The 13,729-nt window shown below is 55.0% G+C and carries 13 protein-coding genes; 6 read left to right on the forward strand and 7 right to left on the reverse strand.

Annotation, left to right across the window (positions count from 1 at the left end; translation table 11 throughout):
* Nucleotides 1-48 precede the first annotated feature (48 nt).
* A complete protein-coding gene (locus QET40_RS00790) occupies nt 49-750 on the forward strand; it encodes a response regulator transcription factor (protein ID WP_280125260.1) in 702 nt (233 codons plus the stop codon).
* Nucleotides 747-2,315 carry a HAMP domain-containing sensor histidine kinase gene (locus QET40_RS00795; protein WP_280125261.1) on the forward strand — a complete coding sequence of 523 codons (1,569 nt, stop codon included), beginning with the start codon at nt 747-749 and terminating at the stop codon, nt 2,313-2,315. The genes QET40_RS00790 and QET40_RS00795 overlap by 4 nt, the downstream gene beginning before the upstream one ends.
* A gap of 8 nt (nt 2,316-2,323) precedes the next feature.
* Here QET40_RS00795 and QET40_RS00800 read toward each other — a convergent pair whose 3' ends face one another.
* The 4 genes from QET40_RS00800 to QET40_RS00815 are packed head-to-tail and all read right to left on the reverse strand — an operon-like array spanning nt 2,324 to nt 5,524.
* Nucleotides 2,324-2,848: an NUDIX hydrolase gene (locus QET40_RS00800; protein ID WP_280125262.1), complete on the reverse strand. Its 525-nt coding sequence runs from the start codon at nt 2,846-2,848 to the stop codon at nt 2,324-2,326.
* Nucleotides 2,838-3,836 (reverse strand): hypothetical protein, encoded by a 999-nt coding sequence (locus tag QET40_RS00805; RefSeq protein ID WP_280125263.1) that lies wholly within the window; start codon nt 3,834-3,836, stop codon nt 2,838-2,840. The genes QET40_RS00800 and QET40_RS00805 overlap by 11 nt, the downstream gene beginning before the upstream one ends.
* Nucleotides 3,748-4,635: a tyrosine recombinase gene (locus QET40_RS00810; RefSeq protein ID WP_280125264.1), complete on the reverse strand. Its 888-nt coding sequence runs from the start codon at nt 4,633-4,635 to the stop codon at nt 3,748-3,750. Before QET40_RS00810 ends, QET40_RS00805 begins: the two co-directional genes overlap by 89 nt.
* Nucleotides 4,636-4,666: 31 nt before the next feature.
* Entirely contained in the window at nt 4,667-5,524 is an 858-nt protein-coding gene (locus tag QET40_RS00815) for a carbon-nitrogen hydrolase (RefSeq protein ID WP_280125265.1), read from the reverse strand.
* Between the two features lie 107 nt (nt 5,525-5,631).
* On the opposite strand from QET40_RS00815, the gene QET40_RS00820 reads away from it, so the two are divergent.
* Entirely contained in the window at nt 5,632-6,636 is a 1,005-nt protein-coding gene (locus QET40_RS00820) for a MoxR family ATPase (RefSeq protein ID WP_345783036.1), read from the forward strand.
* Nucleotides 6,637-6,642: 6 nt separating this feature from the next.
* Entirely contained in the window at nt 6,643-7,551 is a 909-nt protein-coding gene (locus tag QET40_RS00825; protein WP_280125267.1) for a DUF58 domain-containing protein, read from the forward strand.
* Between the two features lie 88 nt (nt 7,552-7,639).
* On the opposite strand, the gene metG is transcribed toward QET40_RS00825, so the two are convergent.
* Entirely contained in the window at nt 7,640-9,262 is a 1,623-nt protein-coding gene (metG, locus tag QET40_RS00830) for a methionine--tRNA ligase (protein ID WP_280125268.1), read from the reverse strand.
* Between the two features lie 178 nt (nt 9,263-9,440).
* On the opposite strand from metG, the gene QET40_RS00835 reads away from it, so the two are divergent.
* Nucleotides 9,441-10,418, forward strand: coding sequence for a thioredoxin family protein (locus tag QET40_RS00835; RefSeq protein ID WP_280125269.1), 978 nt, complete (start codon nt 9,441-9,443; stop codon nt 10,416-10,418).
* Nucleotides 10,419-10,519: 101 nt separating this feature from the next.
* On the opposite strand, the gene QET40_RS00840 is transcribed toward QET40_RS00835, so the two are convergent.
* Both QET40_RS00840 and QET40_RS00845 read right to left on the reverse strand, forming a co-directional pair.
* Nucleotides 10,520-11,161: a manganese efflux pump gene (locus tag QET40_RS00840; protein WP_280125270.1), complete on the reverse strand. Its 642-nt coding sequence runs from the start codon at nt 11,159-11,161 to the stop codon at nt 10,520-10,522.
* Between the two features lie 41 nt (nt 11,162-11,202).
* Nucleotides 11,203-12,582, reverse strand: coding sequence for a sodium:alanine symporter family protein (locus QET40_RS00845; RefSeq protein WP_280125271.1), 1,380 nt, complete (start codon nt 12,580-12,582; stop codon nt 11,203-11,205).
* 113 nt (nt 12,583-12,695) lie between these two features.
* On the opposite strand from QET40_RS00845, the gene QET40_RS00850 reads away from it, so the two are divergent.
* Nucleotides 12,696-13,688, forward strand: coding sequence for a DUF4105 domain-containing protein (locus tag QET40_RS00850; RefSeq protein WP_280125272.1), 993 nt, complete (start codon nt 12,696-12,698; stop codon nt 13,686-13,688).
* The last annotated feature ends 41 nt before the right edge of the window (nt 13,689-13,729 follow it).

Raw genomic sequence — 13,729 nt, forward strand, 5'->3', positions numbered from 1 at the left:
AATGCTTTTTGCCTTTCCAAAGCGGAGGGAAAGCTGTTGAATGGGAACATGGCTCAATCATACCGCATTCTCCTGGCAGAAGATGATGAAAATATTCGCAATGTTGTTTCAGATGCTCTTGAAATGGCGGGATATTCCGTGATTGCTTGTGAGGATGGTGCTGTTGCGTGCCGTGCTATCCAGAGCGGAGGAGCGTTTGACCTGGCCTTGCTGGATGTAGGAATGCCCGGTGCGGATGGTTTTGAGGTGCTGGCTCTGATGGGACGGGAATGCCCTGGAGTGCCGGCTATTATGCTGACGGCCCGCAGTGATGAGGAGGACAGGATCCGAGGGCTCAAGCTGGGAGCGGATGATTATGTCGTCAAACCGTTTAGCATCAGGGAACTTTTGGCGCGTATAGAAGCAGTTCTGAGACGTTCTCCGGAACGGCCGAAGGCAGTACGGGAAGTCACGGTGCCGCATGCCCGCCTGAATGCCGTCCGCAAGGCGGTAGAGTTCGACGACGGGACGGAAGCGGTGCTGACGAGCCGTGAATACGATTTGCTGGTTTACCTCGGAACGCACGAGGGGCGGCTGGTGTCGCGCGATGAATTGCTGCGGCGCGTTTGGGATATGGATCCCCGGCTTGTGGAAACCAAGTCTGTGGAGATGACGATTGTCCGCTTGCGCAGCAAGCTGGGGCAGGCAGCCGGGTGCCTGGAGACGGTGCGAGGACAGGGATATTGCTGGAAGACTGGACGAGGGGAATGACCACGGTGAAGAAAGGGCGTCTCTATCTGTTGCTGTTTTGCCTGGTTCCCGTTTTCGGTGTGCTGGCGTGGTTAAGCTGGTCCCTGGTTGCTTCCGAGAATGATCGGGTACAGGACGAGTATGGAAAGAGACTCGGCAGCTGGTCCCGTGCCGTGTCCCGGGAGATGGATGCCCGCATGAGTTCCCTGCTGGCGGCGGAGCAATCCCGGTGGGTTGACCTGCATGAGGCTATTGCCTTGAAGGACGGTGTTTCTTCGGCCCAGGGGGAGCAGGCCCTTTCCAACATGGTTCTGACGGCTTTGGCTCAGGAAAAACCGGCGTATGTCAGGGGATATCTGGTGGTGTTTCCGTCTGGAAAGATTTCTACGCCGGAATCCGATCCGGAATGGCTGGCTGCAGCCGTGGGAAAATCTCATTTGGGGGGATCGCTGTTGCAGGGAATGCGTCGTTTTTCCTCCGAGCGGACTGATGCCAGGTATAGTTCTGCTACGGAAGCGGCAGGTTCGGGTTTTACCGTTTTCTGGCAGGATGGGGATTTATTTGCTCTGCGTCCGGTGATGATGCCGGACGGCATGGGCGCGGAAGGGTTGGTATTCCGCTGGGAGAGATTGAAGGCGATGCTTCTTTCGACGGTGAATCCGATTTTGCCGGGAGGAGATCTGGTTCCGATAGAGGACGGGCAGGGCGGGTTTGTTCTAGGATTCCTGCCGATCAGGTTTCTTCCGGGAGACAGATTGGCCGACGGATATAGTCCGGGCATGTCCGTTCTGCGCTGGACTTTGGCGGGGGCGTGGGTTGTTGCTGTGTTGTCGGCTTCCGGATTGGTGGCTCTTTTGCTGGCGATGATGCGGTTGGAACAACGCCGGGCGGATTTCGTCGCTACGGTGACGCATGAGTTGAGAACCCCCCTGACGTCTATTTCTCTTACCGCGGAGATGCTGGAGGACGGCATGCTGGCTCCGTCCAAGCTGCCGGAGTATTACGCTTCGCTCCGGCGCGAGTGCCGGAGGCTGGAACACATGGTTGAAAATGTCCTGGCCTATGCCCGTCTCCAGAAAGGAGGCGGTCGCCCTATGCGCGATACGGTGAGCGTGGAGGAATTGCTGGAACCGATTGCGGAGCGGATGAAGGAACGCCTGGAGAAGGCCGGATTCGAGTTTTCATGCTCTATTCCCCATGCGGTTCGCATCCGTCTGCTTCGTACGGACGTGCTGGCGGTAGAGCAGATCATGGATAACTTGGTAACCAATACAATCAAGTATGGGAGAGGGGATGCATCGATTGCGTCGGAAGCCCGATTGAATGTACAAGTCGGGGGCGAGTATTTGATGGTGCATTTCCGAGATAACGGTCCGGGAATTTCTTCCAAGAATAGGAAATTGGTGTTCGAACCCTTCCGCCGTTCACGGGAAGCCGAACTGGGACGCAAGCCCGGCGTGGGACTGGGGCTTTCCCTGGCACGTGGCCTGGCACGTTCCCTGGGGGGGGATTTGAAGCTGGAACGGAGCAACTTGTCCGGTGCCGCGTTTCTCCTGACTCTGCCTCTTGGCGCCGGGACGGACTAGACGTACCGTCAACGGTGCAGGAAGTGGAGTCCGAGGTAAACCTTGGGATCCAGGATTTTACCTTGGGCCAATTGATCTGATATCCATTTGTCGATAGTGTCAAGCGGGACATGGTGGACGGTGATGTCTTCGTTGTCGACTCCGCCGCCACTTGATATTTTCGTGAGACCGGTGGCCATGAAAAAGCTGATCATTTCTGTTGTCAGACCGGGCGATGACGGCCCCGTGCAGAGATGAACCATATCGCGTGCCTGGTACCCGGCTTCTTCCAACAGTTCCCGCCGTGCGGAGTTTTCAAGGCTTTCCGGGCCTTCGTCGCCGGAGATACCGGCCGGGAGTCCGATCGTTATGGAATGAAGGGGATACCGGTATTCTTCGACGAGGATGAGTTCCTTCTCCGGAGTGACGGCTATGACCATGACGGCTCCGTTGGCGCGGACTCGTTCAACGTATTCCCAGTGTCCTTCCTTGATAAGACGCAGGAATTTCCCTTCGAACAGGATGCGTGGGGCTTCCGGGTGGTCAGGATTCATGGGATGTCTTATTCGATGAGGGCGGGACCAGATTGTCTTTGCGGAGATTGTCCGACTTGTTGGCTAAAAATTGTTTGCGAGTTCCTTCTGGAAGAGTGGAGAGGTAATCGTCGGCAATCTTTTTGATGAGCGGATGGCTTTCGGAGAACCCGAGTATGCTGGTTCTGGCCGTAAGGCGGTTGGCATCCTGTCCGTCGCCGGATGATGGCTCCGTGGCGTATTGCATGATGTAGCGGATGTATTCTTCCCGTCCCGAGGCAAAGAAAGACTGCCAGCAGAAGGGAACGAGGTCGTAGTTGAAGTCTTTAGCCGGGATTTTTTTCAGATTCTGAGGGGTGAAGAATTGGTCGTCTTCCAAAGACATGATGTTCTGATAGATCCTGCTTACCTCGTTGCCGTCGGTGACTTTGTCATCCAGAATGGCATTGGTTGTCGGCGTGTTGCACATACGCAGGGAGGCGATGAAGACAAGTTGCTGGCGCGGGGGGAGCTTGCCTGCTTCCTCCATCCATTCCGGTACCATGTCGTCGTGGTCCATGAAAAGGCGCGAGACAAAACCGAGGGTGCCCATCATGAAGTCGGATGAGTCCAGGATACCGGCGCGGGATAGTTCCCCGATTTTTTTTGTAAAGCTTTCAGGGTTGGGGTTCTTGTAGTAGTTCATCATCCAGGAGAACACGGCTGTTTGGCGTATAAGTTTCCTGTCTTCCTGCGATAGCACGGTAACCTCCGCATCCGAAGGGGCTTTTTCCCCGGCGGTTGGGGGAGCGGCACAGGCGGAGGGCAGGATGATGGTCGCAAGCAGCAGCAAGGGATGGAACAGTCGCTCGGAGAACATAGTCACAATATCCGCCAATTCCGCAAGAAGTAAAGCGAGAAGGCCGTTCTTGCAAGGCAGTCTAACCCCTTGGATGAAAGCGGTGGTGGATAGAACGCAGAGCGGCATCGTCCACATGGGTGTAGATTTGGGTGGTGGAGATGTCGGCATGACCGAGGAGTTCCTGGATGATGCGCAGATCGGCTCCGTTATGTAGAAGATGGGTAGCGAAGGAATGGCGCAGAAGGTGCGGGTAGACGTGTTCGTCCAATCCTGCGGCTGCGGCGCGTTCGCGGATGATCTGGCGGATTCTTTCGCGTGTGAGTGCCGTCCCCCTGCGAGATAGGAACATGTGACTCCTTGTTTTTTTACCGACGAGTTTCGGGCGGGAGCGTTCCAGGTAGAAGGCGATGGCGGCGGCGGCTTGTTCACCCACGGGGACAAACCGCGTTTTGTCTCCCTTTCCGGTGACGCGCAGAAAACGTTCTCCGGCATCGTAGTGTTCCAGGCGGAGGCTGGTCAGTTCGCTGACTCGGAGTCCGCTGGCGTACAGGAGTTCCAGAATGGCGCGGTCGCGGGCGCCGAGGGGGAGGTTGTCCGGAGAGATACTTTCCAGAAGGATACGGACGGTTTCTTCGTCGAGTGTCTCGGGCAATTGTATTTCAGGTTGCGCGGAATCAAGGAGTGCCGCCGGATCCGTCGGCAGGAAATGCCGCATATGAAGCCAACGGAAGAAGATGCGGACGTGAACCATCTCAACGCGCCTGGTACTGCGCTTGCGGGAACCGTCCGCGAGAAAATCCATGAAATCGACCAGACGGACCAGAGAGATATCCTCCAGAGTGAGGGATTGGCTTTCCATCCATTTTGCGAGGTGTTCCAGGCTTTGAAGGACGGAAAGCTGGTAGGATGTACTTAACCCCCGTTCCGCGGCCAGGAACATTTGGAACTGTTCGATACGTTCTCTCATGGGGGTCTTGGGGGGAGTAGGAGGGGAGGTGTTAATGTCCCCAGCGTCTGGTAATGCCGCCGTAGGTTTCAATGCGGCGGTCACGGAAGAAAGGCCAGATGCGGCGGTGGTCTTCCAAGGCCTTCAGGTCGATGTCGGCATAGAGGATGGTTTCTTCGGAGACGGGAGCCTTGGCAATGATTTGCCCGTAGAAGTCCGAGATGAAAGTTTGTCCCCAGAATTCGCTGTTGCCTTCGGTTCCGACGCGGTTGATGGCGCAGACATAGCATCCGTTGGCGACGGCGTGGCCGCGCTGGACGGTTTCCCAGGCGCAGTGTTGTGCTTCGCCGAGCAAGGGTTTTTCTTCGGGGAGCCAGCCGATGGCGGTGGGGTAGAAGAGGATCTCGGCCCCTTCCAGAGCCGTCAGCCTGGCTGCTTCCGGGTACCACTGGTCCCAGCAGATCAGGACACCTATTGTTCCGAATTTCGTTTTGAATGCCTTGTAGCCCAGGTCGCCGGGCGTGAAGTAGAATTTTTCTTCGAATCCGGGGTCTTGCGGGATGTGCATTTTGCGGTACAGGCCGAGGAAGGAACCGTCTGCGTCGATAACCCAGGCGGTGTTGTGGTAGAGACCGGTGGCGCGTTTTTCAAAGCCGGAAGCGACGATTACGACGCCAAGCTCGGCGGCAAGGCTCTGGTGGGCTTCTGTCAGAGGACCCGGGAGAGGGTCTGCAAGGTCGAAGAACTCGCAGTCTTCCGTCCTGCAGAAGTATTGGGTCGTGAAGAGTTCCTGAGTACAAATGATCTGTGCTCCGTTAGCGGCGGCCTGACGGATGGCATCCTCGGTGCGAGCTTTGTTGACGGCGGGTGATTCGTCTGCGGACAATTGGATGAGAGCGACCTTCGGCATATGTCACGATACCTACACTGCCGCACGGGTTTTTCCAAGCCCGGAAACGGACAAAGACAGAATTTCTCCGTGCCAAACTCCGGGGATCATGGTAAAGCGTCCGCATGATGCAATCCTCTTCACTGCCGACGGATGATGTGGAGTCCATCGATCGCCTGGGAGCGGTTTATGGTGATCTCCGCCGGGAACTTGGCAAGACGATCATCGGCCAGCAACGCGTGCTGGAACTGGTGTCCGTGTCGCTTTTTGCCGGAGGTCATGCCTTGCTGATGGGGGTGCCCGGGCTGGCGAAAACCCTGCTTGTCGGTTCTGTGGCTAAATCTCTTGATTTATCGTTTAACCGCATTCAATTTACGCCGGATCTGATGCCGTCCGACATCACCGGGACGGATATCATCCAGGATGCCGGGCTGGGGGGCAAACGTATGTTCGAATTTGTCAAAGGTCCGGTGTTTTCTCATATTGTGCTGGCGGACGAGATCAACCGTGCACCGGCGAAGACCCAGTCCGCTATGTTGGAGGCCATGCAGGAACACCGGGTGACCGTTATGGGACGCACGTTCGAGCTACCGCGTCCGTTTTTTGTTCTGGCAACCCAGAATCCCATCGAACAGGAGGGAACTTATCCTTTGCCGGAAGCACAGTTGGATCGCTTCATGTTTCTGATCGAGGTGGATTACCCTGGCTTTGACGAGGAATTGCGCATTGCACGGGAAACGACCGGAGGGGAGGTCAAGCCCCCGGCTCCCGTGTTGTCCGGTGAGGAAATCATCTTTTTTCAGCAATTGGTGCGCCGTATTCCTGTGCCGGAACATTGTTATGACTACGTTGTCAAACTGGTCCGTGCCTCCCGTCCAGGGCTGGAAGAGTCACCGGACTGGGTGAAAGAATTTGTCAGCTGGGGGGCAGGGCCTCGTGCCGTCCAATACCTGATCCTCGGTGCGAAGGCACGTGCCGCCTTGCTGGGCAGCTATATGGTGCGACAGGAGGATATTGATGCCATGGCGGAACCGGTGCTGATCCATCGTATTGTAACGAATTTTGCGGCGGAATCCCAGGGATTGACTCCGGCTTTGGTCATTAAACGCCTCATCGGCGAACTGAAGGAGTAATCCTGCATGATGGAACGCTATCTGGATCATGACTGGCTGTCCCGCCTGGGGAACGTTCCCCTGGAGGCCCGCCGAAGTGTGTCCGGATCCGTTTCAGGACGTCATCGGAGCTTGAGTCACGGAGTTTCCGTGGAGTTTGCGGAATACCGTAAATATGTACCCGGGGATGATACTCGCCGATTGGATTGGAAGGCTTATGCACGTTCCGACCGATATTATGTCAAAGAGTATGAGTCGGATACGAATCTTCGTGCTATGTTCGTGATCGACGTGTCCGGGTCGATGGCTTTCCCTGGTCCGGGAAGCAAGCCGTCGAAATATGAGAAAGCCTGTTGCATGGCGGCTAATCTGGCCAGCCTTGCTATTCGTCAGGGAGATGCCGTGGGCGCTTGTTTCGCGGGAGCCGGAAGCCAGGAAGGTTCTTTGCGGCTCTACATGGCTCCGTCGCGGCGTCCGGTACAGCTACGGACAGTGATGGAGCAGATGGCCGGCATTCAACCGGAGGGAAGGACGACTCTGGCCCGTTCCCTCCACGAGTTGGCGGAACGGATGCCGGCGCGAGGATTGGTTGTGGTCTTTTCGGATTTGTACGAGGAGGCGGTAGCATTGAAAAATGCGCTCCGTCATTTGTCATTTAAAAAGCACGATTTGGCCGTGTTCCATTTCGTCGATGCCGTAGAGCGAAATCTGGACATTGATTGTCCGACCCGATTTGTGGATATGGAAGGCAGGATGGCGTTGATGACGGAGCCGGATCTGATCCGCGGCGAGTACGCTTCCATGATGCAGGATTTTATGAAGGCATGTTCACGCGCTTGTACTGATGTGCATGCGGATTACAATGTCGTGTCTTCCGAGTCTCCCTGGCAGGATACCCTGACGGCTTTCCTGATGAGCCGCACCGGCCAGTTGTGAACTGTGAGCGACCGGAAAAGAGAACAGGCGCGAGTTCCCTGTGTCAGGGAAAATCGCGCCTGTTCCTGAAAAGGAATCACGGGGGGGGTTAGTGTCCCGCCTTCTTAGCAGCTTCTTTTGCCGCTTTTGCCGCGATTTTGGCTTTTTCTTCCTCAGAGAGGATTCTTGGGAAGACAGGGATAGCTTCTTCGCAGACGTTGTGTTCGTCGGGCAGGAGACCCCAGCGGAGATCTGCAGGAGTGAGGCCCGTGTAGATTTCCGTGGCGTTGATCTGTCCCAGGATGCGTTCGGTGGCTTCCGGCAGGACGCAGGAGAGCAGAACGGCGGATTGGGCGCAGCATTCGATCACATGGCGTAGCACGCAGTTGATGCGCGCTGCCTGGGTTTCGTCCTTGGCAAGCTCCCAGGGAGCCTGTTGCTGGAGGTATACGTTGCAAGCGGTCAAGTGGGCATTGAGGGCAGCCAGGGCCTTGGATGTCTGGTTGTCATCCATCAGGGTGCCGAATTGTGCCACGGTGTCCGCCATGGACTTGCGGAGTGAGGCGGAGAGCTCGTCATCGTAGTCTCCAACGGCTGTCAAAGAGGCAGCCTGGTACTTCCTGGTCATGGCGAGCGTGCGGTTGCAGAGGTTGCCGAAGGTGTTGGCCAACTCGGTGTTGTAGAGCATGACGAGGCGGTCCGCATCGAAGTCGGAGTCGTAGCCGCTTACGATATCACGGACGAGGTAGTAGCGCAGAGCTTCTTTTCCGAAGGCATCGATGAGGACATTGGGGTCAACGACATTACCGATGGACTTGGACATTTTTTCACCATTGATGTTCCACCATCCGTGGACGAGGAGCGAGGGCATTTGCTCATCGCTGAATCCCATGGCATGGAGCATAGCTGGCCAGTAGATTCCGTGGGCGGGCACCAGAATATCCTTGCCGATGACTTCGCAGTCGGCGGGCCACAGCTTGTCGAAGTCAGGCAGATCGCTGCCGGGTTCCTTGAGGTAGCCGGCGAAGGAGATGTAGTTGATCAGGGCGTCGAACCAAACGTAGGTGACGAAATCCGGATCAAAGGGGATTTCGATACCCCAGGCCAGACGGGTCTTGGGGCGAGAAATGCAAAGATCGTATTCGAAAGCATCGTTGATAGCATTGATGACGGCCTTCTTGCGGAAATCCGGCAAGACGAACGTATCGGAAGATGTGATAAAATCCTGTAACCACTGGGCATACTTCGTGAGACTGAAGTACCAGTTTTCTTCTTCAATTTCAACGACTTCTCCCCATTCTTCCCCGAAGCTGCCGTCTTCCTTGCGTTCCTTGTCGGTCAGGAATTGTTCCTGTCGAACGGAATAGAATCCCTTGTATGCCTTTTTGTAGAGGTCTCCCTTTTCGTAGAGGTTGGTCAGGATTTTCTGGACGCAGGCGATGTGACGGGGATCGCTGGTGGCGGCCCATCCATCGTATTGGAGGCCGAGCCGGAGCCAGAGGTCTTTGAATTTTTCCGTCATTTCATTGGCGTGCTGTTCGGGGCTGATTCCCCGTTTTTCCGCCGTTTGCTGAACTTTTTGTCCATGCTGGTCCACGCCGGTCAGGAAGAAGACTTCCTCTCCCTTCAATCGGTGCCAGCGAGCCAAAACATCCGACAATACTTTTTCATAGGCGTGCCCGATGTGGGGCGGCGCATTCGTGTAGTCAATTGCCGTGGTGATATAATACATGCCGAGGACTCTAGAAGCATGGACGGTTCTTTGCAAGACTTAACAAATTCTCCGGACGATTCCCGATATGACCAGTAGCCTTATACGGGGTATTTTTGATTTTATTCGACATTCGTATTCCCTCTTTGAACGTTATGATTGCCAAATAAGTCGTAATGGCATAGATAGAACAATAATCATGAAATCATTCCTACCATTCGCCGTAGCTGTCGCATGCATCGCTCCCGCTTTTGCCGCTGACGGCTGGTTGTCCGATTTGGACGAAGCCAAAAAGGCAGCTGCCGAACAGAATAAAAATATTTTAATCGAATTTACCGGTTCCGACTGGTGCCCTCCCTGCATGGCTCTCAAAAAGAACGTCATGAGCAAGGAAGAGTTCACGGGGCCTGCTTCGGAACAATTCGTTCTGCTGGAACTGGACTATCCCAGACAGAAAGAACAATCGGCTGAAGTGAAGGCCAAGAACCAGGCTCTTGCCCAGAAGTATGGCATTGAAGGATTCCCGACGGTCGTGTTCGCCGATGCCAAGGGTGTTCCCTTCGGTTCATTTGTCGGTGGTCGTGACATGAATAGTGTCAAGAAGGCTATGTCCGATGCTTTGAAAGCCAAGGTGGACATTGACAAGGCAATGGCGGAAGCCGGCAAATCTGAGGGGGAAGCCAAGATCAAGGCTCTCGGTCAGGTGCTGAAGCTGGCTCCCAAGGAATATGCGGATACCTTCTATGGCGACGTGAAAAAGGAACTCCTCGAATTGGACAAGGATGATGTTTCCGGTCTTCGCGCTGCGGATGCCCTTGCCAAGAAATTGCAGGAACAGGAAGTTGCCTTGATGAATGCAATGAATGGCCTTGGTAGAGATGCCTCCCCGGCAGAAATAACGAAGGCTCTGGACAAATTTGCCGAAACGGAAGGCCTCCTTCCCGAAACCAAGCAGAAGATCGGCTATTACCGTTTCCAGAGTCTGATGGGAGAAGGCAAGCTTGACGAAGCCATCGCCGTGATGGACGAAGCTATCAAACTATCCCCGGAGAGCGAACCTGCCCAAATGATGTCCAGCATGAAGGATTTCATCAGCAAGAATAAGGAACAAATCCTGAAGAAAATCCAGGAAGACAAGGCTGCCAGACAGGGACAGCCTGCAGAGGACAAGAAATAACAATTGTTTGTTCTCCGGGAGGCTGTTTCAGTTATTCCCCGGAATTTGGAAAGGCTGTCGGCAAAAACCGGCAGCCTTTTTCGTTGAGTTGAACGTGGAATCTAGCAGGTATGTTCCCATAGGATGCGGGTACCTATGCCGATGAGAACGAGTCCGGCCAGAATGCCGAGGAGTCGTGTGGGAAGGCGGTGCAAATATCCTGCGGAGAGAAATCCGGTGACTGCGCACATGAAGGTGACAAGACCGATGACGGTGGCCGGGATGAGTGATGCCGCCGGAAATAGAGAGAGCGCGGCTGATTGACCCGGTGTCAAACAGGGCTGGGTACTGAGGAGGAAGATACTTCCGCCGGCGACGAGGGCATCAATGCTGGTGGCGATGCCGATGGCAAACAGTGTGGCTATGGAAATGAGACCGGAAGATTCGTCGCGGATGTCGTCTTCATCGTCGGATGAATTCCGGGATTCCTGAATGACTTTCAGGCCGAGAAGGAGGAATACGCCGAAGGCGATCCAGTGATCCCATGATTCTATGATACCGCGGAGAGATTCGTTGCGGTAGGCGCCGGAAATGAGAGCAAATCCGATGACGGGCATTAAGAATTGACCGCAACCCGTGGTTGTACCCAGGCGCAGAGCATTGCCCAGGCGATGTCTCTTCATGATCAAACCGTAGGAGAAGGAGACGACGAAGGCATCCATGGCGAGAGCCAGGGCTAGCAGGATAATTTCCAGAAAATTCATGAGAGGCAGGTGTGGGAGTAATCCGGATAGAGGAGGGGAAGTTAGTCGACTTCCGGAATCGGAGTGTTATCATGTTCGTCCAGGTGGTGGTTCCAGAGGTAGTGCCGGGTATCGGCGACGATGACTCCGGAAAGGCCGATCAGGCTGATGAGGTTGGGGATGCACATGAGGGCATTGGCGCAGTCGGCGAAATTCCATACCATCTCGACTTTGGCGATGCAACCGACGAAAACGAGGATAACCCAGACGATGCGGTAGGGAAAAACGGATTTGATGTCGACGAGGTATTCCATAGCTTTTTCTCCGAAATAGGACCATCCCAGAAGAGTGGAGATGACGAAGGTCAGCAAGCTGACGGTCAGGAGTGGCATGCCGATGTAGGGTATTTTTGAAAAAGCGCTAAATGTAAGTGTTTTGCCATCGGTGAACGAGATGTCCGGATGGGCGATGACGCTCGTTGTGATGACAATGCCTGTCAAGGCGCAGATGATGACCGTGTCCCAGAACGGTCCGGTGGAGGAGATGAGAGCCTGGCGGACGGAATTGGCTGTTTTAGCCGCAGCCGAGGCAATCGGAGCCGAACCCAGACCGGCCTCGTTGGAGAAGAGGCCACGCGATACCCCGGCGCGCATGGCCATCATCAACGTTGCTCCTGCGAATCCTCCTTCGACGGCTTCCCCGCTGAAGGCGGATTCCAGAATGAGACTGATGGCCGGCAGAACGTGGTGGGACTGCATGATCAGGATGAACAGACACCCTCCGATGTAAAAAACAGCCATCAGGGGAACCATCAGGGCGCATGTCCGACCAATGCTCTTGATACCTCCCAGCATGACCAGACCGGTCAGGACAGTGAGGACTGAGGCAGAAAGCCAGGTGGGAATGGCCCATGTTTCATTCAGCAGGGTTGCTGCCGCGTTACCCTGGGTCACGTTGCCGATACCGAAGGCGGCGATAGCAGTCAGAATGGCGAAGACGATACCGAGGGATTTGGAGTGCATCCCGCGCTCAAGGACGTACATGGGACCTCCCATCATTTGTCCGTCACTGCTGCGGACTCGGTACCTGATGGCCAGCAATCCTTCTCCGTACCGAGTGGCCATGCCCAGGATTCCGGTGATCCAGCACCAGAAGACGGCACCCGGTCCTCCGATGGAGATGGCAAGGGCGACTCCGATAATGTTGCCCGTGCCGACAGTGGCTGCCAGGGCGATCATCAGAGCGCTGAACTGGGAGATGTCCCCTTCCTTATTGGCTTCATCACGGGAAAAATACATTTTGAGTGCCGTGACGAGATGTCTTTGCGGGAATTTGAGGCGGATGGTGAGGAAGATGTGCGTGCCGAGCAGGAGGGTTAGCAAGGGCCATCCCCAGAGGAAGGAACTTAGAGAGGTAAAGGCATTGTTGAGGGCGTCGATCATGAGCGGGTTCGTTTCATCTACATGTTTCAGTGAGTTGCGGCAAGCACCTTTCCCCGGATATCGGAAAAATCCGTCTTGCCGGGTGGGCGCCGGAAAGGTAGTTTAAGGCGACTATGATTCGTCGTGCGTGTTCTTTGCTGGGCAAGTCTGTTCTGTTTTTGACTGGCTTATTGCTGGCTGTCTGGTGTGCAGGCATTGTCTATTACATGATTCCCGGAGGGGGGGGCTTGGTGTGGCTTTTTGCGGCGGATTCCGTGGTTTTGTTTTTTTTACGCAAGAAGTTTCGCTGGGCTATGCCTGTGTTTTGGTGCTTTCTGGGCGGGCTTCTCGGTTTTTATGCCTTGTACCCGGCCTCGAATGACGGGGAGTGGCAGGATCCGTGGGGAAGATTGCCCCGAGTAGTGTGGGATGGGCCGGATACGGCGACGGTGGAGAATGTGAGGGATTTTTCCTACATTTCTCCCAATGAATATAAGGTATGTTACCGGACAGAGACATTTCGCCTTAACGATGTGAGGACACTTGATTTTGCCGTGTCTCACTGGGATGGTTTGGAGATGGTGGCGCATACGATGCTTTCCTTCGGGTTTAGCGATGGCCGTTATCTTGCCATTTCAGCCGAGACGCGATTGCCGAAGGGCGTGGAGCAGGGCAGTATTCCCGGATTGTTCAAGCAATTCAACCTGATGTACATCCCGGCTACGGAACGGGATCTATTTGCCCTGCGTACCAATTTCCGCAAGGAAGACTTATATCTTTATCGGTTGAATTTAAAGCCGGAGCAAATCCGGGGCGTCTTGGTGGAGTTTCTCAAGCTTCTTCAGGATCAGAATGAGTCTCCGGAATTCTACAATACGCTGACTAACAATTGCACGACGGCTCTTCTCCCTCCATTCCGGCAGACCCTCAAGAGGAACAGATACGAATCTTCCCCCATCCTCAATGGTTTGAGTGACCGTCATGCCTTTGATGCCGGCAGTTTGCTGCATGATCCCGGAGAAACCTTCGAGGAACTCAAGAAGCGTTCCCGGGTGCCTCAAGGGTGCGAGGCGGATGACTTGAGTGATTATTCCAACGAGATCCGCCGGGAAACGGGTATTGAATGACGTCTTCGACCGATATATAAAAAGAACCGGAGGAAGTTTGG

Origin of the sequence: Akkermansia sp. N21169 (assembly GCF_029854675.1) — a bacterium.
Lineage (GTDB): Bacteria > Verrucomicrobiota > Verrucomicrobiia > Verrucomicrobiales > Akkermansiaceae > Akkermansia.

Excerpts from the sequence above, each read along its gene's own strand:
- metG (WP_280125268.1), bottom strand. The coding sequence starts at position 9,262 with ATGTATTATATCACCACGGCAATTGACTACACGAATGCGCCGCCCCAC.
- QET40_RS00835 (WP_280125269.1), top strand. The coding sequence starts at position 9,441 with ATGAAATCATTCCTACCATTCGCCGTAGCTGTCGCATGCATCGCTCCC.
- QET40_RS00845 (WP_280125271.1), bottom strand. The coding sequence starts at position 12,582 with ATGATCGACGCCCTCAACAATGCCTTTACCTCTCTAAGTTCCTTCCTC.
- QET40_RS00805 (WP_280125263.1), bottom strand. The coding sequence starts at position 3,836 with ATGCCGACATCTCCACCACCCAAATCTACACCCATGTGGACGATGCCG.
- QET40_RS00815 (WP_280125265.1), bottom strand. The coding sequence starts at position 5,524 with ATGCCGAAGGTCGCTCTCATCCAATTGTCCGCAGACGAATCACCCGCC.
- QET40_RS00800 (WP_280125262.1), bottom strand. The coding sequence starts at position 2,848 with ATGAATCCTGACCACCCGGAAGCCCCACGCATCCTGTTCGAAGGGAAA.
- QET40_RS00850 (WP_280125272.1), top strand. The coding sequence starts at position 12,696 with ATGATTCGTCGTGCGTGTTCTTTGCTGGGCAAGTCTGTTCTGTTTTTG.
- QET40_RS00810 (WP_280125264.1), bottom strand. The coding sequence starts at position 4,635 with ATGAGAGAACGTATCGAACAGTTCCAAATGTTCCTGGCCGCGGAACGG.
- QET40_RS00820 (WP_345783036.1), top strand. The coding sequence starts at position 5,632 with ATGCAATCCTCTTCACTGCCGACGGATGATGTGGAGTCCATCGATCGC.
- QET40_RS00790 (WP_280125260.1), top strand. The coding sequence starts at position 49 with ATGGCTCAATCATACCGCATTCTCCTGGCAGAAGATGATGAAAATATT.
- QET40_RS00840 (WP_280125270.1), bottom strand. The coding sequence starts at position 11,161 with ATGAATTTTCTGGAAATTATCCTGCTAGCCCTGGCTCTCGCCATGGAT.
- QET40_RS00825 (WP_280125267.1), top strand. The coding sequence starts at position 6,643 with ATGATGGAACGCTATCTGGATCATGACTGGCTGTCCCGCCTGGGGAAC.
- QET40_RS00795 (WP_280125261.1), top strand. The coding sequence starts at position 747 with ATGACCACGGTGAAGAAAGGGCGTCTCTATCTGTTGCTGTTTTGCCTG.